Source organism: Pantoea anthophila (assembly GCF_006494375.1).
Taxonomy (GTDB): domain Bacteria; phylum Pseudomonadota; class Gammaproteobacteria; order Enterobacterales; family Enterobacteriaceae; genus Pantoea; species Pantoea anthophila.
In genome coordinates, this window is the sequence record NZ_VHIZ01000050.1 from 79,158 (window position 1) to 97,260 (window position 18,103).

The window sequence follows — 18,103 nt, forward strand, 5'->3', positions numbered from 1 at the left end:
CTTTCTCATCAGCGTGTCTCGTTACATGCTGCGGATGTAATCATCCATATCGGTTTTCAGGTTATCGGACTTGGTGCCGAAAATGGCCTGCACACCTGAACCGGCCACCACCACGCCGCGGGCGCCGAGGTTTTTCAGTTCTGACTGATCCACTTTCGCCACATCGGCCACGCTGACGCGCAGACGGGTGATGCAGGCATCCAGGTTAGTGATGTTCTCTTTACCACCAAACGCGGCAACCAGTTTGCCAGCCATCTCTGTACCGGTCGCAGAAGATTGCTCGCTGCTGCTGCTCTCTTCACGGCCAGGCGTTTTCAGGTTCAGCTTAACAATCAGTACGCGGAACAGTGTGTAGTACACCAGACCGTAGATGATACCGATAATCGGGAACAGCCAGATTTTGCTGCTGTTGCCGCTCAGCACGATAAAGTCGATCAGACCGTGTGAGAAGCTGGTGCCATCACGCATCCCCAGCAGGATACAGATTGGGAACGCCAGACCCGCCAGAATCGCATGGATCACATACAGGATGGGTGCCACGAACATGAATGAGAATTCAATCGGTTCGGTGATACCGGTCAGGAACGAGGTCAGCGCAGCAGAGATCATGATGCCGCCGACTTTGGCACGGTTTTCAGGTTTCGCGGAGTGCCAGATAGCAATCGCAGCAGCCGGCAGGCCGTACATTTTGAACAGGAAGCCGCCTGAGAGTTTACCGGCAGTCGGGTCACCCGCCATGTAGCGTGGGATATCGCCGTGGAACACCTGGCCTGCGGCGTTGGTGTACTCGCCAATCTGCATCTGGAAAGGCACGTTCCAGATGTGATGCAGACCAAACGGCACCAGAGCGCGTTCTACGACGCCATAGATACCAAAGGCCACAACCGGGTTCTGGTAGGCCGCCCACTGCGAGAACTCCTGAATCGCGGCACCCACCGGTGGCCAGATGAAGGAGAGCAGCACGCCCAGCACAATCGCCGCCAGGCCGGAGATAATCGGCACAAAACGCTTACCGGCAAAGAAGCCCAGATACTCAGGCAGCTTGATGCGGTAAAAACGGTTAAACATATAGGCGGCGATGGAGCCGGCGATAATTCCGCCCAGCACCCCGGTGTCGGCGAGGTGTTTAGCCTCGATCTCTGCCGCCGGCAGATGCAGAACCAGCGGCGCCACGACCGCCATGGTTTTCACCATGATGCCATACGCGACCACAGCGGCCAGTGCGGAAACGCCGTCATTGTTGGTAAAGCCCAGCGCCACACCAATCGCAAAAATCAGCGGCATATTGGCGAACACCGAGCCGCCCGCTTCTGCCATCACATGCGAAACTACTGCAGGTAACCAGCTGAAATTAGCTGAACCGACCCCTAATAAAATCCCGGCAATCGGCAGAACCGATACCGGCAGCATCAGCGATTTACCGACCTTTTGAAGGTTGGCAAAAGCATTTTTGAACATAGCGTGAAGCTCCTGAGTATGAGTGCATATTTGCGCAGTGCGCGTGGTAAAGAGGGAGGATTCTTTACCGGGGTGGCGGTAACCGCCTTTTGATTTATTACGAAGGGTAAAATAATTACTGATTTTTTACTTTGACGGCTATCACGTTTCAACAATTACAGCGGCATGATTTGCGAAATTTCTGATTAATTCAGCGCTGCAACACGCAATAAAAAACTGACCCTGTTCAGAAAAACAGGGTCATTCGGGAAGATTGCAGATTAATTACAGAGACTGAAATAAACCGGCCGACTCAGGCACCCAGCTGGCTCATCGGGATATGAAACAGCGTGGAGAAGTTGCGGGTGGTCGCCTCCGCCAGCGTTTCGATATCGACACCTTTCAGCACGGCCAGATAGTCGGCAACGTCGCGCGTATAGGCGGGCTGGTTCTCTTTGCCGCGATAAGGCACCGGGGCCAGATACGGGGAGTCGGTTTCGACCAGCATCCGGTCCAGCGGTACATAGCGTGCAGCCTCACGTAACTGTTCGGCATTACGGAAGGTAACGATACCGGAGAAGGAGATGTAGAAGCCCATATCCAGCAGTTTAGCCGCAGTGGGCTGATCCTCTGTGAAGCAGTGCAGCACGCCGCCACAGCGCTCAACCTGCTCTTCCCGCAGGATCGCCAGCGTATCGTCACGCGCATCGCGGGTGTGAACAATAATCGGTTTGTTCAGCGCAATACCGGTTCGGATATGTTCCCGGAACGAGCGCTGCTGCTGCTCCCGCGTCTCAGGCTGATAGTGATAATCCAGCCCGGTTTCACCCAGCGCGACCACGCGGGGATCGGCAGCGAGCCGGCGAAACTCCTCAACATCGTACGCCTCTTCCTGATTCAGCGGATGCACGCCGCAGGAGAGCGCAATGTTTTTTCGTTCCCCCACCAGCTGCTTCAGGGTATGAAAACCCGGCAGCGTGGTGGCGATGGCCAGCATAAATTTCACATCACGCGCCGCCGCTTTGGCGAGCACATCATCCAGGTCACGGTGGTTCTTTTCATAATCCAGGCCATCAAGATGGCAATGGGAATCGACAATAAACATAAAGACTCTCAGAGTGATTTAGCCGATCAGGGCGGGCTTCTGGTTATCTGCCCAGCTCAGGAGCTGATCGGTCAGCAATAATTCACGGTTGACTGACGCCACATGCAGTAGCTGTTCACGGCAGCGCATCCAGGTCCGGGCCGTGTTGTTAAGCGCGCTGGCTGAAAAGTGGCTGGCCAGTAAGGCCACCACATCCTGGCGATCGATGTTGCTCAGCCACTGCTCCGCATTCTGCTGCCATTTCATGGCGTCCAGCAGTAATGAAATCAGCCAGCCAATGCGTGCTGCCGCATCATCTGCATTCAGCACCGGCAGCAGTTGCAGGATGTCATGCTGCAACGCCGCAGGCAGCGCGTCGCAGAGCTTCTGTCTGGCCTGCCATGGCCCGGTGTCCAGCAGGCTCAGCGCCGCACCAGGCGCGCCCGCGCTCAGGCGTAACGCCGCCAGCAGCATCGCTTCATCCTGTGAGGCGTGCTTCTTCAGCCAGAGCAGGCTCTGCCCTTCATCCGGTGGCGTCAGGTGCAGCGTCATGCAGCGACTGCGTAGCGTTGCCAGCAGCCGTGACGGATCGCGGCTGCTGAGGAAGAACCAGCTGTTAGCGGGCGGCTCTTCCAGCGTTTTCAGCAGGGCGTTGGCCGCCGCTTCCGAAAGCTGTGCCGCATCCGGCAGCCAGACGACTTTTGCCCCCCCCTGCTGACCAAAGTGGTACATTTTTTCTGTCACCTGCCGCACTGCATCAATGCCCAGCGTGGATTTACCTTTCTCCGCCTCAAGCCGGTACCAGTCCGGGTGCGTATTAGCCTGCATCAGCTGGCAACCGTGGCACTGGCCGCAACTTTTCAGGCCATCCGGCTGCTGACACATCAGCCAGCGGCTCATTCCCCAGACCAGCGCCTCATCGCCCATGCCCGTCATCGCATGGATCATCAGCGCATGGTGAGCGCGATTCTCCTGATGCTGACTAATGATCTGGCGATAAGGCTGGTTCAGCCACGGATACCAGTTCATCACGCCTGCTCCGCCAGCCACGTATCCAGCGCTGCCTGAAGTGACGCCGTCACATCAGGCAGCGCCTGTGTGGCATCAATCGTGAGGATGGCCGGATCCGCGGCTGCCAGCGCCAGGTAGCGCGCCCGGGTGCGTTCGAAGAAGCGCAGCGACTCCTGCTCAATGCGGTCCAGTTCACCGCGTGCCCGGGCGCGCTGCAGACCGATCTCAGGTGTCACATCCAGATAGAGCGTCAGATCCGGACGGAAGTCGCCGAGTACCGCACTGCGCAGCGTCTGCATCAGATCGCTGTCGAGTCCCCGTCCGCCCCCCTGATAAGCCTGAGAGGAGAGATCGTGACGATCGCCGATCACCCAGGCCCCGCGCGCCAGCGCCGGTTTGATCACGGTTTCCACCAGCTGAACCCGAGCAGCGTAGAGCATCAGCAGTTCCGCTTTATCGGTAACCTGTTCACCCTCAATCCCCTGCTTGACCAGCACCCGCAGCTGTTCCGCCAGCGGCGTTCCGCCCGGCTCCCGGGTAAAGACCAGATCGGTGATGCCCCGGGCGCGCAGCGTGGCGACGATAGCGTCGCGCGCGGTGGTTTTTCCGGCGCCTTCCAGGCCTTCAATGACGATAAACTTACTGTCCATTTTTTTCCTTAAGCGTCTGCCGGTAGACCTGCACCGCCTTATTATGGCTGGCAAGATTCGTGGTAAAGGTATGCCCGCCCTTGCCATCCGCCACAAAGTAGAGATAGTTGGTTTTTTCCGGATGGGCCGCTGCCTGCAGCGAGGCTTTACCCGGTATGGCGATCGGGCCAAGCGGCAGGCCATTAATCATATAGGTATTGTAACTGCTGGCCGTCTCCAGATCTTTGCGGGTCAGCGTACCGGTGTAGCTGTCGCCCATGCCATAGATCACGGTGGGATCGGTCTGGAGGCGCATCCCGGTGCGCAGACGATTGATAAAGACCGACGCAACCCGCGCACGCTCGGCGCTGACGGCGGTCTCTTTTTCAATAATAGAGGCCATCGTGACCAGATCCTGCGGCGTTTTATAGGGCAGATTGTCTGCCCGGCCCTGCCACACTTCCTCAATGGTTTTTTTCATGCGTTCATGTGCACGCTGCAGCAGCGAAACATCGGTGGTGTTCGCCGTGTAGAGCCAGGTATCGGGGAAAAAGTTGCCCTCCAGCTGATCCGCTGGCACGTTAAGCGCGCTGGCAACGGTAGCGAACTGATCGTCTTTCAGGGTATGCCGGATATAGGGTGCCTTGCGCAGTTCACTCAGCCACTCTTTCAGCCGCTGACCTTCCACGAACCGCAACGGGAACTGTGCTTCTTTACCGCTGGCCAGCAGCTGTAACAGCGAACGCACCGTCATGGTCGGCTCAAGGCGATAGGTTCCCGCCTTAAACGTCGCCAGTTCCGGCTCCAGCTTCAGCAGCGCACCGAACCAGATGCTTTCAGGTATGATCTTCTGCTCTTCCAGCTGCGCTTCGAGCGCCACCCGCCCCGTACCGGCAGGCAGCGTGTAGATCGTTTCCTGATGCAGTGTTAAAGGGGTGGCCGCAAACTGCTTAACCTGCCAGTAACTGACAACCGCGGCGAGACCCACTATCGCCAGCAGAGCGGCGAGAATTTTTTTGCTTCGACTCATGATGCATCCATTATCTTTTCACAGCTTGCGAGCAACTGATTAAACAGCGAGCGTTCAGTAAAGTGCGACGCTTCTATCTGTCGGACCGGCAGAACCGGCATCAGCGCATTACATATCACCACTTCATCGGCGTCCAGCAGCTGCGCCGGTTCGCTTTTTATGACCTGGCAAGCCTGACCTGCCGCCGCGAGTTGTGCCATCAGACTCCGCCGCATAATGCCATCCACGCCCGATTCTGACAGATCGGGGGTGTAAATCTGCGTGCCGTGACGCCAGAATAAATTGGCCGCACAGCATTCCACCACCCAACCTTCAGTGTCAAGCACCAGCGCCTCGTCGGCGTCTGTCTGGTCAAGATGAGCCCTGATCAGCACCTGCTCCAGGCGATTAAGATGTTTGATACCGGCAAACAGAGGATTACGCGCCAGACGAACCGGACTGAGGCTGAGAGACACACCGCGCTGCTGCAACGTGGCGTAATGGTGCGGCCAGGGCGCGAGCGAAACAATCCGTGTGGGTTCGGCGCAGCCCTGCCGGCTGTATCCGCGTCCGCCGCTACCGGCGCTGATAATCACTTTCAGAACGGCCTGCTCCTGCCCCTGCGCGGCCTGTTTCATCTCAGCCTCAAGCTGAAGCCAGTCAGTGCCGCCGATCCATAACCGTTCGCAGCCCTGCCTGAGCCGCTGAAGGTGGTTCTCCAGCAGCAGAATGTTACCCTGACGCACAGCCGCGGTGGTAAAGCAGCCGTCGCCAAACTGCAGGCCACGGTCGCTGGCTGCCAGCGTTGATTGTTTGATACCGTTAATCCACATCGTTCTCTCCCGGGGATGACGTGTGATTTCAGCGCATTCTGCAGGATAAAAAAAGGCCCGCATCGCGGGCCTTTTTACGCATCAACACCGATTACACTTTACGGAAAATCAACGAACCGTTGGTTCCGCCAAAGCCAAAGGAGTTACACAGCGTGTATTCCAGGCCGGTAACCTGACGTGCGGTATGAGGCACGAAGTCGAGATCGCAGCCTTCATCCGGATTGTCGAGGTTGATGGTCGGTGGAATCGCCTGATCGCGCAGCGCCAGAATCGAGTAGATCGCCTCCACCGCGCCTGCCGCACCCAGCAGGTGACCGGTCATCGACTTAGTCGAGCTGACCATCACGCTCTGTGCCGCCGCACCAAACACGGATTTCACTGCCTGCGCTTCCGCTTTGTCACCGGCCGGCGTTGACGTGCCGTGCGCGTTAACGTAGCCGATCTGCGCCGGATCCAGCTGAGCGTCACGCAGCGCGTTGACCATCGCTGCCGCCGCACCAGAACCGTTTTCCGGTGGTGATGTCATGTGGTAAGCGTCGCTGCTCATGCCGAAACCGACGATTTCTGCATAGATTTTCGCGCCGCGTTTTTTCGCGTGTTCGTACTCTTCCAGCACCACGATACCGGCACCGTCGCCCAGCACAAAACCATCCCGATCTTTATCCCACGGACGGCTTGCCGCCTGCGGGTTGTCGTTACGGGTTGAGAGCGCACGTGCAGCACCAAAACCGCCCACGCCCAATGGCGTACTGGCTTTCTCTGTGCCACCTGCCAGCATCACGTCAGCATCGTTATAGGCGATGATACGTGCAGCATGACCGATGTTATGGACGCCAGAAGTACAGGCTGTCGCAATAGAGATGCTCGGACCTTTCAGGCCATACATGATGGTGAGATGACCCGCCACCATGTTAACGATGGTTGAAGGCACAAAGAATGGACTGATTTTGCGCGGGCCGCCGTTGACCAGGGAAGTATGATTCTCTTCAATCAGACCCAGGCCACCGATGCCGGAGCCAATCGCTGCGCCCATACGGCCTGCATTTTCCTCGGTCACAACCAGACCGCTGTCCTGCATGGCCTGAATACCAGCCACGATGCCGTATTGGATGAATTCGTCCATCTTGCGCTGATCTTTGCGCGAGATGAAATCATCACAATTAAAATCTCTTACCAGACCTGCAAAACGCGTTGCATAAGCACTGGTATCAAAATGGTCGATCAGGGTAATGCCGCTCTGACCGGCAAGGAGAGCACTCCAGGTAGACTCTACGGTATTGCCGACAGGAGACAACATGCCAAGACCAGTCACAACTACACGACGCTTAGACACGTTCGTCCTCCAGGGAGGGGAAATAGGAACTATGTGGGACAAACAAAAAAATCAGGCGGTCGAGCGACCGCCTGAAGATATTCATTAGCCTTTATGGCTATTGATGTAGTCGATCGCTGCCTGAACGGTAGTGATTTTCTCAGCTTCTTCGTCTGGAATCTCAGTATCAAACTCTTCTTCCAGAGCCATCACCAGCTCAACGGTATCAAGAGAATCGGCACCCAGGTCTTCTACGAAAGATGCAGAGTTGGTGACTTCTTCCTCTTTCACACCCAGCTGCTCACTGATGATTTTCTTAACGCGTTGTTCGATATCGCTCATACTATTTAATTTCCTATCAAAACTCGCTTTCGCGATGGTTTTCGTAGTGTATAAAATGGTGAAAAAGATGCAACAAAATCCCGGCTGGTCTAACCACGATTTTGCGTTATTTTGCGGTTTTAACCGCAAATAATGCAAATGATTTCGTGATTTATCAGACCATGTACATTCCGCCATTGACGTGCAGCGTTTCACCTGTGATGTAGGCTGCTTCGTCAGAGGCTAAAAATGCCACAGCATTGGCGATTTCCTGCGCTTCGCCTAAGCGACCCGCTGGCACTTCCGCCAAAATACCGGAACGTTGATCTTCGTTCAGTGCCCGCGTCATGTCAGTCTCAATAAAGCCTGGAGCCACGACGTTGACGGTAATGCCACGTGACGCGATTTCGCGCGCCAGTGATTTGCTAAAGCCAATCAAACCCGCTTTTGCTGCTGCGTAGTTTGCCTGGCCCGCGTTACCCATGGTGCCGACAACGGAACCAATGGTGATGATACGGCCCACGCGCTTTTTCATCATGGCACGCAGAACCGCCTTAGAAAGGCGGAATACCGATGTGAGGTTAGTATCCAGGATATCCTGCCACTCATCGTCCTTCATGCGCATGAGAAGATTGTCACGCGTAATGCCTGCATTATTGACTAAAATATCCACTTCGCCAAATTCAGCGCGAATATTCTCTAAAACGCTGTTAATGGAGTCAGCGTCAGTCACATTCAGTAACAGGCCTTTGCCCTTGTCGCCAAGGTAAGCACTGATGGCGTCGGCGCCACTCTGGCTGGTTGCAGTTCCGACGACTCTGGCACCGCGTGCCACCAGGGTTTCTGCAATCGCACGACCAATGCCGCGACTCGCGCCGGTAACCAGCGCAACTTTACCTTCAAAGCTCATGATTTTCCTCTTATTCCTTTCCGAGTGCAGCGTTCAGTGAAGCCGTATCGTTCACGGCAGCAGCGGTCAGGGTATCGACAATGCGTTTGGTCAGACCGGTCAGGACTTTGCCCGGACCCATCTCCAGCAGGTGTGTCACGCCCTGTGTTGCCATCGCTTCCACGCTCTCGGTCCAGCGAACCGGGCTGTAAAGCTGACGAACCAGCGCATGGCGGATAGCCGACGCATCGGATTCTGCTTTGACATCGACATTATTAATGACCGGCACCGCTGGCGTATTAAACGTTATGCCTTCAAGCGCCACCGCCAGTTTGTCGGCAGCAGGCTTCATCAGTGCGCAGTGGGAAGGCACGCTGACCGGCAGCGGTAAGGCACGCTTGGCACCCGCTGCTTTACAGGCAGCGCCTGCACGTTCAACGGCTTCTTTGTTACCCGCAATGACCACCTGGCCTGGCGAGTTGAAGTTTACCGGCGAAACAACCTGGCCCTGAGCACTCTCTTCACAGGCCTGACGGATAGCGGCGTCATCCAGGCCAATAATCGCCTGCATTGCGCCCGTGCCTTCCGGCACCGCTTCCTGCATCAGTTTGCCGCGCAGCTCAACCAGTTTCACCGCGTCAGCGAAGTTGAGCACGCCTGCACACACCAGTGCCGAGTACTCGCCCAGGCTGTGACCAGCCATCAGAACGGGCTGTTCGCCGCCCTGCGCCTGCCAGACACGATAGATAGCCACGGAGGCGGCCAGCAGGGCTGGCTGAGTCTGCCAGGTTTTATTCAGCTCTTCAGCCGGACCCTGACTGACTAACTGCCACAGATCGTATCCCAGCGCGTCAGAAGCCTCACGGAAGGTCTCTTCAACCTGCGGATAAGTGGCTGCTAATTCAGCCAGCATGCCCACGGTCTGTGAACCCTGACCGGGAAAAACAAATGCAATTTGCGTCATCTTTCGTTCCTGTCAATCAAAAGCGAACCAGCGCAGAACCCCAGGTGAATCCACCACCAAAGGCTTCCAGCAGAATAAGGTGTCCGGGTTTGATGCGGCCATCACGAACCGCTTCGTCCAGTGCGCTTGGCACCGAGGCGGCAGAGGTGTTGCCGTGGCGATCCAGTGTGACGACCACTTTATCCATGGTCATGCCGAGTTTTTTCGCGGTGGCGCTGATGATGCGCAGGTTAGCCTGATGCGGCACCAGCCAATCCAGCATTTCACGATCGAGATTATTGGCCTGCAGCGTTTCGTCAACGATGTGGGCCAGCTCGGTTACGGCGACTTTAAAGACTTCGTTGCCCGCCATGGTGACATAGGCAGGCTGATCCTGATGCGCGCGATCCTGATAAGGCAGGGTCAGCAGCTGCGAATAGCGACCGTCGGCGTGCAGATGGGTAGAGATGATCCCCTGCTCTTCGCTCTGGCCCAGCACAACCGCACCCGCGCCATCACCGAACAGGATGATGGTGCCGCGATCTTCCGGATCCAGCGCACGCGCCAGCACATCAGCACCAATCACCAGCGCATGTTTTACGGCGCCATTTTTGATGTATTGATCGGCCACGCTCAGTGCATAGGTGAAACCGGCGCAGGCGGCCGCAAGGTCAAACGCCGCGCAGTCTTTGATCTCCAGCATTTGCTGGATCATGCAGGCGGAGCTCGGGAAGGCATGGCTGGAAGAGGTTGTGGCGACAATGATCAGCCCAACGTCGTTCGCCTCAATGCCGGCCATTTCCAGCGCGCGCTGAGCGGCGCTGAATCCCATGGTGGCGACGGTTTCGTCAGGTGCAGCAATGCGACGCTCACGGATGCCGGTACGGGTAACAATCCACTCGTCCGACGTCTCCACCATTTTTTCCAGATCGGCATTGGTGCGAACCTGGCTGGGCAGATAACTGCCCGTACCGATAATTTTGGTATACATCTAGGCTTTGTCACTCCTGGCTAATACAGCATCAAGGCGCGCAGCAATTCGTTCGGGAATTTGCTGCCTCACCGCCTGCTCTGCCTGTTCTATCGCCACGGCGAAGGCGTGTTGATTTGCTGCGCCGTGACTCTTGATCACTGTTCCGCGCAATCCTAACAGACAAGCGCCATTGTACTGGTCGGGGTTGAGATGCCCGAAGCGCTTTGCCAGACGTTTCTGAACCCAGCGCCCCAGCAACTGAAGCCACCATGACCGTTTTTTGCCTTCCCCTGAGGACTTCAGCAGAGAAAGAAACATTCTTACCACGCCTTCCATCGTCTTCAGCGTGACGTTCCCGACAAAACCGTCACAGACCATGACATCGGTTTTACCGGTCAGCAGCTCGTTACCTTCGAGGTAACCAATATAGTTGATGTGCGGTGATTCTCGCAGCATAACCGCGGCGTCACGGATCGTTTCCAGCCCTTTGGTCTCTTCATGACCGATGTTGAGCAATGCAACACGGGGCTGTGAAATCCCCAGTACATACTCGGCCATCACGGAACCCATCACGGCAAACTGCACCAGCATCGCACTGTCTGAGTCCACATTCGCGCCCAGATCGAGTACCACCGTTTTACCCTGCTGCTGATGCGGTAAAACGGACATCAGCGCCGGACGCTTAATGCCATCCAGCGGTTTTAATAAGAGTGTCGACAGCCCCATCAAAGCCCCGGTGTTACCGGCGCTGATGCAGGCCTGGGCACGTCCCTCTTTCACCATCTCCAGCGCCACACGCATTGAGCTGCCGCGACTGTTCCGGATGGCCTGAGCGGGCCGCGCATCACTTGCAATAACCGATTCGGCAGGGATAACCTGCAAACGCCCCATCAGGGAGGAATCCGCTTTGGCAAGCAATGGCATGAGAGTGTCGGGATGTCCGACAAGAAGAAGGAATAGTTCCGAATGAGAGGCCAGTGCCTGCAATGCTGCAGGCACTGTCACGCAGGGACCGAAGTCCCCGCCCATGGCATCAATCGCCAGGGTCAAACGTGTCAAGGTATCGCCTTGCTAAGCAAGAAACTTACTTAACGATAACCTTGCGACCGCGGTAGTAACCGTCCGCAGTGATGTGGTGACGCAGATGAGTTTCGCCAGAAACTTTATCTACTGACAGAGCAGCAGTGGTCAGCGCATCGTGCGAACGACGCATACCACGCTTAGAACGGGTGGGTTTATTCTGTTGTACGGCCATGGACCTTACTCCTATTACTTACGCTTTAAACTGGCTAATACGGCAAATGGATTTGGTTTCTCCGCCTCTGCAGGCAGTTTGCCAAAGACCATGTCCGCCTCGGACACTTCACAGTGTTCAGAATCGTGCACCGGAACGACCGGCAGCGCGAGGATCAGTTCATCCTCAACAACCGCCAGCAGATCGATCTCACCAAATTCGTTGACATCGACCGGCTCGTACGCTTCCGGCAATGCTTCGGCCTGCTCTTCAGAAGAGACGGGACTGAAACAAAAACTGACTTTTACGTGATGGGGAAAGGTCTGGTTGCAGCGCTGACAACGTAACGTCACCTGAACTTCAGCAGTACCCGTCAGTACCGCCAGACGTTGGCTATCAACCGCGAACGACATGGCACAATCCACATCACTGTCCACACTAACGACCGACTCGGCCACACGCTCCACCTGTGCAGATGTGTAGACACCCTGATAATCAAGGCGCTTCTGAGCGGTGCGGACAGGGTCCAGCGTTAGGGGTAATTTTACCTTTTGCATAGGGCGCGCATATTAACTTTGTAATGTCATAGAGTCAAAGAAAAAGGCCGTTAAACAGCATCTTTCAACCACTATTCGCATCCAGTGCGGCGCACAGTTTAAAATGACTGTCACCAATTCGCTATTACTATTGAAAAAAAATGACGCCATCGATTCTTTTAGCTTCGACCTCCCCCTTCCGACAGGCGCTGCTGCGCAAGCTGGGGCTGCCTTTTATTACGGCTGCGCCAGAAGTAGATGAGTCGCCGCTGCCGGGTGAATCGGCGCAGGCGCTGGTGACGCGACTTGCCAAAGCCAAAGCGCAGGCACTGGCAGAAACCTACCCCGGTCACTGGATTATCGGCTCTGACCAGGTCTGTGTACTGGATGGCGTGATTACCGGAAAGCCTCACACCGCAGAGAAGGCGCGGGCGCAACTGCGTGCCGCCAGCGGCAAAGCGATTACGTTTTATACCGGCCTGGCACTCTGTCATCCCGCCAGTGGCACACTGCTGCAGGCGTGTGAACCTTTTGTGGTGCATTTCCGCACCTTAACCGAGGCAGAGATTACCGGCTATGTTGAGAAAGAGCAGCCGCTTCAGTGTGCGGGCAGCTTTAAAAGTGAGGGGCTGGGAATTTGTCTGTTTGATCGACTGGAGGGGCGCGATCCCAACACGCTGGTCGGCCTGCCGCTGATTGCGCTCAATGCAATGCTGCAGCAGGCCGGCATCAATCCTTTAACCGCGTGATGCCGGAGCACTCACCCTTTACGCTGACGTAACCTGAGCAGACACTGCTTCAGGCCTTCGTCCAGCGGCGCTTCCACCCGCATCACGTCGCCCGTGCCAGGATGGGTAAAGGTCAGGGCCGCCGCGTGCAGGAAGAGGCGATTTAAGCCGGTTGCCGCCAGCTGACTGTCAAAGTCACGTTCGCCATAGCGATCGTCAAAAGCGATAGGATGACCGGCGTGCAGCGTATGCACACGAATCTGGTGCGTGCGACCGGTTACCGGGCTGGCCTTCACCAGCGTGGCAAACTCAAACCGCTCTTCCACTTTAAAGCGGGTTTCAGAGGGTTTGCCTTCGCTGCTGACGCGCACCACGCGTTCGCCGCTCTGCAGGATGTTTTTCAGCAGCGGAGCCTGAACCACTTTCAGATGTGACGGCCAGTTGCCGCGCACCAGCGCCAGATAATCCTTCTGCATCCCCTTTTCGCGCAGTTGCTCATGCAGAGAGCGCAGCGCCGAGCGCTTTTTCGCCACCAGCAGAATACCGGAGGTGTCACGGTCCAGGCGATGCACCAGTTCCAGGAAGCGTGCTTCGGGACGCAGTGCGCGCAGGCCTTCAATGACGCCGAAGGTCAACCCGCTGCCTCCGTGAACGGCGGTGCCGGAAGGCTTGTTCAACACCAGCAGCGCCTCATCTTCATACAGAATGGCGTCAGCCAGCGAGGCCACTTTTGCCAGTTTCGGTGACACGGCCTCGTCATCGCGTTCGGCGACCCGCACCGGTGGAATGCGAACCTCATCGCCCTCCTCCAGCTTATATTCGGGCTTGACGCGCTTTTTATTCACCCGCACCTCGCCTTTGCGAACGATGCGATAAACCATGCTTTTTGGCACACCCTTGAGCTGGGTGCGCAAAAAGTTGTCAATGCGTTGTCCGGCATTTTCAGCCGTGATGGCGACAAATTGTACGCCCGGATTCTCTGTTTTCATGGCGGCGATTCTAAATAGTGTCCCCTGATAGCGCCACCCCTTTTTCTGTGCTTAACTCTGGGGTTGATGTGGCGGCAGGTCGCCTCCCTGCTGACTTTTTCAGCAAACCGCTGCTTTGTCCGACACATTAATAAGTTAAATGTAAAGAAACTTCACAAGCTGGCTAAAGTCGCCTTGCTATATGAAGGTTAGCAGTGGAATAATGCTTGAGTTTCTTACCTGAAGCATTTCAGGGCAGAAAAAGAGCGAAATTGTCATTTTGCCGGATTGAGCAGACACGCAGCAATGGCGTAAGACGTAATGCGAAATCAGGCACTTAGCGGGCTGCGGGTTGCGGCCTGGACAACAGTATGGGATGCACGGGTTTTTTAATTGTCTCAGGCATTTCCACTATCTGGTGCTGTTTTCCCTTATGAAAAACAGGCCACCGACGTTATTTGCGCCCCTCGCGCGGTCGACAGCCGTGAGGTTGACGACATTGCACTAAGTCACGGGGCCATCGGTTGATACTCGTCCAGGGTAACTATGCCCGCAGCTGTAATCACTCATGAAAGAATAACGAGTAAGTCACGATGAAAAGAATGTTAATAAACGCAACTCAGCAGGAAGAGTTGCGCGTTGCCCTGGTTGACGGTCAGCGTCTGTACGACCTGGATATCGAAAGCCCCGGACACGAACAGAAAAAAGCCAACATCTACAAAGGTAAAATCACTCGCATTGAACCCAGCCTTGAAGCTGCGTTTGTCGACTACGGCGCAGAGCGTCACGGTTTCCTCCCGTTAAAAGAAATTTCCCGCGAATACTTCCCCTCCAGCTACAACGCGCATGGCCGTCCCAACATTAAAGATGTGCTGCGTGAAGGTCAGGAAGTCATTGTTCAGATCGATAAAGAAGAGCGCGGCAACAAAGGCGCGGCGCTGACCACCTTTATCTCGCTGGCGGGCAGTTATCTGGTGCTGATGCCGAACAACCCGCGTGCAGGCGGTATCTCCCGCCGCATTGAAGGTGACGACCGTACCGAGCTGAAAGAAGCCCTGTCTGCGCTGGAACTGCCGGAAGGTATGGGCCTGATCGTCCGTACCGCAGGCGTCGGCAAATCTGCCGAATCGCTGCAGTGGGATTTAAGTTTCCGTCTTAAGCACTGGGATGCGATCAAAAAAGCCGCAGAGAGCCGTCCGGCGCCCTTCCTGATTCATCAGGAAAGTAACGTGATTGTGCGTGCCTTCCGCGACTATCTGCGTCAGGACATCGGTGAAATCCTTATCGATAACCCGAAAGTCCTGGAGCTGGCGCGTCAGCACATCGCTGCGCTGGGCCGTCCGGACTTCAGCAGCAAAATCAAGCTCTACACCGGTGAAATCCCGCTGTTCAGCCACTATCAGATCGAATCGCAAATTGAATCGGCGTTCCAGCGCGAAGTTCGCCTGCCGTCCGGTGGCTCCATCGTCATCGACAGCACGGAAGCATTAACCGCTATCGATATCAACTCAGCCCGTGCGACACGCGGCGGTGACATCGAAGAGACGGCGTTTAACACCAACCTGGAAGCGGCCGATGAGATTGCCCGTCAGCTGCGTCTGCGCGACCTGGGCGGGCTGATCGTTATCGATTACATCGATATGACTCCGGTTCGCCATCAGCGCGCCGTCGAGAATCGGCTGCGTGAAGCGGTCCGTCAGGATCGTGCCCGTATTCAGATCAGCCACATTTCACGTTTTGGCCTGCTGGAGATGTCACGTCAGCGTCTGAGCCCGTCACTGGGCGAGTCCAGCCACCACGTCTGCCCGCGCTGCAGCGGCACCGGCACCATTCGTGATAACGAATCACTGGCGCTGTCGATTCTGCGTCTGATTGAAGAAGAAGCGCTGAAAGACAACACCAAAGAAGTGCACGCGATTGTTCCGGTTCAGGTGGCCTCTTACCTGCTGAACGAAAAACGTGAAGCGGTCAACGCGATTGAAAAACGCCAGGGCGGCGTGCGGGCGATCATCGTTCCTGATGACAAGATGCAGACCCCACACTACTCCGTGCTGCGCGTGCGTAAAGGCGAAGAGACGCAGACCCTGAGTTATCACCTGCCGAAGCTGCATGAAGCCGAGATGGCGATGCCGTCGGATGAGGAGCACTCTGAGCGTCGTCGTCCTGAGCAGCCAGCTCTGGCCGCCTTTGTGATGCCTGATGCGCCACCGGCCCCGGTTGAAGTCGCCCCTGAAGCGAAGCGCACCGAAAGCAAACCCGCAGCAAAAGGCGCGCCGGCGGTGGCACCGTCAGCGACTGTCAGCACCGGTTTCTTCGGACGCCTGCTGGGTGGCCTGAAAAAAATGTTCGCGGGCGAAGAAGCCCCTGCTGCCAAGCCTGAGGCCGCTGCCGTTGCTGAACCGCAGAAAGCCGCAGAAAGTGAGCAGGAGCAGAGTTCCTCCCGTGGCGGCGAGCGTCGCAACAATAACAACCGTCGTAACAACAATCGTCGTGAACGCACGCCGCGTAACGGTGACAATGCACAGTCACGCGAAGGCCGTGAACCGCGTGAAAGTCGCGAGCCACGTGAACCGCGTGAGAGCCGTGAGCCACGCGAGAGCCGCGAGCCGCGTGATGGCAACGATAATCGCCGCAACAAGCGTCAGTCTCAGTCTGGCGAGGCTCGCGAAGAGCGTCCGGCACTGAGCGAAGAAGCGCGTCAGCAGCGTGAAGAGCAGCAGCAGCAGCGCCGTGAACAGCGTGCAGAACGTCAGCGTCGTCGTCAGGAAGAGAAGCGCGCGGGTGAAGAAGCCGCCAAAGCCGCTGAGCAGTCAGCCGTGGCAGATGCGCCGGAAGCGACTGACACACAGGAAGAGGAACGCGTTCAGGTTATGCCGCGTCGTAAGCCGCGCCAGCTGAATCAGAAGGTACGCGTTGATGACAACCGCCAGCCTGTGGCAGCGGATGCCAGCGACAATGCGCAGCCTGCCGAAGTGCGTCAGCCTCAGCCGGCCGACGTTGCTCAGCCGCAGCCCGAACTGCAGAGCCCTCAGACTGACGATCAGGATGACAACGAGAACCGCGACGGTGCGAATATGCCGCGTCGCTCACGTCGTTCACCGCGTCATCTGCGCGTCAGCGGACAACGTCGTCGTCGTTACCGTGATGAGCGTTATCCGACGCAGTCTGCAATGCCTCTGGCTGCGGCAGCAGCCTCACCTGAGATGGCGTCCGGTAAAGTCTGGGTTCGCTACCCGGTAAGCCAGGCCAGCGAAGAGCAGGTTCAGAATGTGACGCATGAGACACCGGCGTACAGCCCTGAAGAGAGCGCAGAAGCCACTGCGCTGCCGGTCGCGGCTGCGGCTGAATCCGCAGTACAGGCAGACGTCTCTGCAGAGCAGGCTGCGCCGCAAGCCGATGCGCCAGTTCAGCAGGCTGACGCCGCAGTACAGCAGGCCGAGCCACTGGCAGAAACACCCGTGCCGGTGGTGAACACTGACGACACCCGTGCTATTGAAGCACCGGTTGATCAGCAGCCTTCTGTGGTTCCTGCTGCAGACGAAGCAAAAGCAGAAGTGGTCGCGGCTGAAGCCGTTCCTGCTGAGCCGGTCACGGAAACCCCGGTTGCGGCCTCTGCGGATACCGCACAGCCAGCTGACGTTGCTGAGCACGCTGCCGTTGATGTCAGCGAAGCGATTGCCGCCGAGGTTGAAGAGGTTCTGAAGGCTCCGGTCGCAGCCGATGCTGACACCGCGCCGGTTCAGGAACCTCACGCACCGGTTGCCGCGCGCGATGTTGCGCCTGCAGCTCCCGTGAACGCAGCCGAGCCGGCAGCAGCCGCGCCTGCTGCTGATGCGGTAGCCAATGACGGCACGCGCTGGAAGCACTTCGCCTCTGCGCCAATGACCAAAGCCCCGGCGCCAGCCTGGCAGTCAGAACCGGCCCCGCACAGTGACTGGGTACGTTCACCGTATCAGTTCGACGGTCGCGGTTCGGCAGGCGGTCACAGCGCCACGCATCAGGCAACAGCCCCGGCAACCAAGCCGTAATCTCTCAGCAGTTGTCATCTGAACCCCGGCCTTAGCCGGGGTTTTTTTATGGCTGCCATTCTGTCCCCCTGCTCCGCCAGTCGCTAAATCACAGGCAAAAAAAATCCCACCCTCCCTGAGGGGAGAGTGGGAAAAACTAAGCGTATCCGGTTAAAGTACGCTCAAATT

17 protein-coding genes are annotated in these 18,103 nt (G+C 56.9%); 2 read left to right on the forward strand and 15 right to left on the reverse strand.

Annotation, left to right across the window (positions count from 1 at the left end; translation table 11 throughout):
• Nucleotides 1–21: 21 nt before the first annotated feature.
• From ptsG to yceD, 14 genes are all read right to left on the reverse strand, one after another.
• Nucleotides 22–1,458, reverse strand: a complete 1,437-nt coding sequence (gene ptsG, locus FJW00_RS12530; RefSeq protein WP_009090856.1) for a PTS glucose transporter subunit IIBC — start codon at nucleotides 1,456–1,458, stop codon at nucleotides 22–24.
• A 292-nt stretch (nucleotides 1,459–1,750) separates the two neighbouring features.
• Nucleotides 1,751–2,542, reverse strand: coding sequence for a metal-dependent hydrolase (locus FJW00_RS12535; protein ID WP_111207925.1), 792 nt, complete (start codon nucleotides 2,540–2,542; stop codon nucleotides 1,751–1,753).
• An 18-nt stretch (nucleotides 2,543–2,560) separates the two neighbouring features.
• Nucleotides 2,561–3,550 (reverse strand): DNA polymerase III subunit delta', encoded by a 990-nt coding sequence (holB, locus tag FJW00_RS12540; RefSeq protein ID WP_111207926.1) that lies wholly within the window; start codon nucleotides 3,548–3,550, stop codon nucleotides 2,561–2,563.
• On the reverse strand, nucleotides 3,550–4,182 hold the full coding sequence (tmk, locus tag FJW00_RS12545; protein ID WP_009090858.1) for a dTMP kinase: 633 nt from the start codon (nucleotides 4,180–4,182) through the stop codon (nucleotides 3,550–3,552). Before tmk ends, holB begins: the two co-directional genes overlap by 1 nt.
• Nucleotides 4,172–5,191 carry an endolytic transglycosylase MltG gene (mltG, locus tag FJW00_RS12550; protein WP_140924318.1) on the reverse strand — a complete coding sequence of 340 codons (1,020 nt, stop codon included), beginning with the start codon at nucleotides 5,189–5,191 and terminating at the stop codon, nucleotides 4,172–4,174. The genes tmk and mltG overlap by 11 nt, the downstream gene beginning before the upstream one ends.
• Nucleotides 5,188–6,003, reverse strand: a complete 816-nt coding sequence (gene pabC / locus FJW00_RS12555) for an aminodeoxychorismate lyase (protein ID WP_009090860.1) — start codon at nucleotides 6,001–6,003, stop codon at nucleotides 5,188–5,190. Before pabC ends, mltG begins: the two co-directional genes overlap by 4 nt.
• A 91-nt stretch (nucleotides 6,004–6,094) precedes the next feature.
• Nucleotides 6,095–7,336, reverse strand: a complete 1,242-nt coding sequence (gene fabF / locus FJW00_RS12560) for a beta-ketoacyl-ACP synthase II (protein WP_009090861.1) — start codon at nucleotides 7,334–7,336, stop codon at nucleotides 6,095–6,097.
• An 84-nt stretch (nucleotides 7,337–7,420) separates the two neighbouring features.
• Nucleotides 7,421–7,657 carry an acyl carrier protein gene (gene acpP / locus FJW00_RS12565; RefSeq protein WP_003849865.1) on the reverse strand — a complete coding sequence of 79 codons (237 nt, stop codon included), beginning with the start codon at nucleotides 7,655–7,657 and terminating at the stop codon, nucleotides 7,421–7,423.
• Between the two features lie 154 nt (nucleotides 7,658–7,811).
• Nucleotides 7,812–8,546, reverse strand: coding sequence for a 3-oxoacyl-ACP reductase FabG (fabG, locus tag FJW00_RS12570; RefSeq protein ID WP_009090862.1), 735 nt, complete (start codon nucleotides 8,544–8,546; stop codon nucleotides 7,812–7,814).
• 10 nt (nucleotides 8,547–8,556) lie between these two features.
• Entirely contained in the window at nucleotides 8,557–9,489 is a 933-nt protein-coding gene (gene fabD, locus FJW00_RS12575) for an ACP S-malonyltransferase (RefSeq protein ID WP_140924321.1), read from the reverse strand.
• Between the two features lie 16 nt (nucleotides 9,490–9,505).
• Nucleotides 9,506–10,459 carry a beta-ketoacyl-ACP synthase III gene (locus FJW00_RS12580; protein ID WP_009090864.1) on the reverse strand — a complete coding sequence of 318 codons (954 nt, stop codon included), beginning with the start codon at nucleotides 10,457–10,459 and terminating at the stop codon, nucleotides 9,506–9,508.
• Nucleotides 10,460–11,500, reverse strand: a complete 1,041-nt coding sequence (plsX, locus tag FJW00_RS12585; protein WP_009090865.1) for a phosphate acyltransferase PlsX — start codon at nucleotides 11,498–11,500, stop codon at nucleotides 10,460–10,462. It abuts the gene before it with no gap.
• Nucleotides 11,501–11,525: 25 nt separating this feature from the next.
• Nucleotides 11,526–11,696: a 50S ribosomal protein L32 gene (gene rpmF / locus FJW00_RS12590; RefSeq protein WP_003849870.1), complete on the reverse strand. Its 171-nt coding sequence runs from the start codon at nucleotides 11,694–11,696 to the stop codon at nucleotides 11,526–11,528.
• A 14-nt stretch (nucleotides 11,697–11,710) separates the two neighbouring features.
• The gene (yceD, locus tag FJW00_RS12595; protein ID WP_009090867.1) at nucleotides 11,711–12,232 is read right to left on the reverse strand and encodes a 23S rRNA accumulation protein YceD; all 522 of its coding nucleotides are present in this window, start codon (nucleotides 12,230–12,232) and stop codon (nucleotides 11,711–11,713) included.
• A 140-nt stretch (nucleotides 12,233–12,372) separates the two neighbouring features.
• Between yceD and FJW00_RS12600 the strand changes: the two genes are divergently transcribed.
• The gene (locus FJW00_RS12600) at nucleotides 12,373–12,960 is read left to right on the forward strand and encodes a Maf family protein (protein WP_140924324.1); all 588 of its coding nucleotides are present in this window, start codon (nucleotides 12,373–12,375) and stop codon (nucleotides 12,958–12,960) included.
• An 11-nt stretch (nucleotides 12,961–12,971) separates the two neighbouring features.
• Here the strand turns inward: FJW00_RS12600 and rluC are convergent, their stop codons facing one another.
• Entirely contained in the window at nucleotides 12,972–13,928 is a 957-nt protein-coding gene (gene rluC, locus FJW00_RS12605; protein WP_140924326.1) for a 23S rRNA pseudouridine(955/2504/2580) synthase RluC, read from the reverse strand.
• Between the two features lie 572 nt (nucleotides 13,929–14,500).
• On the opposite strand from rluC, the gene rne reads away from it, so the two are divergent.
• Entirely contained in the window at nucleotides 14,501–17,935 is a 3,435-nt protein-coding gene (gene rne / locus FJW00_RS12610; protein ID WP_140924328.1) for a ribonuclease E, read from the forward strand.
• The last annotated feature ends 168 nt before the right edge of the window (nucleotides 17,936–18,103 follow it).